This is a genomic window from Streptomyces beijiangensis, from assembly GCF_017315755.1.
Taxonomy (GTDB): Bacteria; Actinomycetota; Actinomycetes; order Streptomycetales; family Streptomycetaceae; genus Streptomyces; species Streptomyces beijiangensis.
In genome coordinates this window covers 1-1,084 of the sequence record NZ_JAFLRJ010000526.1, presented here as the reverse complement: position 1 = coordinate 1,084, position 1,084 = coordinate 1, and the positions used below count along the sequence as shown (strand labels likewise).

Sequence of the window (1,084 nt, the reverse complement as noted above, 5' to 3'; positions counted from 1 at the left end):
GCCCGTACCGCCCGGCCACCCGAAGTGCCTTTGGACGGAGTGGAGTTCGTGCCGGTCGATCTGCGGGACGCGGGGGCCGTGCGGGACTTCTTCGGCGGGGTGGCCGGGCGGTACGGGCGGCTCGATGTGCTCGTCAACAACGCCGGCGGGACGCCGTACCGGCTGCTCGGGGAGGGCGAGGCCGAGCGCCATGCGCGGGTCGTGGAACTGAACCTGCTCGCGCCGATGACCGCTTCGCTGGCCGCGTACGGATATCTGCGGGACGCGCACGGGTGCGTGGTGATGATCGGGAGCGTGAGCGGGGGGCGGCCCTCGCCGGGGACAGCGGCCTATGGGGCGGCCAAGGCGGGGCTGGAGAATCTGGCGCGGTCCATGGCGGTGGAGTGGGCGCCCGAAGTGCGGGTGAACACCGTGGTGTTGGGGATGGTGCGGACCGAGTTGTCGCATCTGCACTACGGGGACGAGGCGGGGATCGCGGCCGTGGGGCGGACCGTACCGCTCGGACGGCTGGCGGAGCCGTCGGACGTGGGGGACGCGGTGGTGTTCCTCGCGTCGGAGCGGGCGGCCTATGTGAGCGGGGCCTCGCTGCTGGTGCACGGGGGCGGCGAGCGGCCCGCCTTTCTGGATGCTTCAACTGCCAATAAGGAGACATGAGATGACCGGACTGTGCGAGGGGCGTGTCGTCGTGGTCACGGGTGCGGGGCGGGGTCTTGGACGCGCTCACGCGCTGGCCTTCGCGGCGGAGGGCGCCCGGGTCGTGGTCAACGATCTGGGGGTGGGTCTGGACGGAGCGGGCGCGTCCGGGGGGCCGGCGGACGCGGTCGTCGAGGAGATCGTCGCGCTGGGCGGCGAGGCTGTGGCGCACGGGGGCGATGTGGCCACGGGTGCGGGTGCGGCCTCGCTGGTGGCCGCGGCCGTCGATACGTACGGACGGCTCGACACCCTGGTCAACAACGCCGGTTTCCTGCGCGACCGGATGCTGGTCAATCTGGACGAGGACGACTGGGACGCGGTCATGCGGGTGCATGTGAAGGGGCATTTCCTGCCGCTGAAGCATGCGGCGGGGTACTGGCGGGGGGAGGCC

2 protein-coding genes are annotated in these 1,084 nt (G+C 72.1%); both read left to right on the top strand.

Annotation, left to right across the window (positions count from 1 at the left end; translation table 11 throughout):
• Positions 1 to 654 (top strand): SDR family oxidoreductase (locus J0695_RS36335; protein WP_206969038.1); only part of this gene is annotated, 654 nt, incomplete at its 5' end.
• Position 655: 1 nt separating this feature from the next.
• On the top strand, positions 656 to 1,084 hold a 429-nt coding region (locus J0695_RS36330; RefSeq protein WP_206969037.1), incomplete at its 3' end, for an SDR family NAD(P)-dependent oxidoreductase.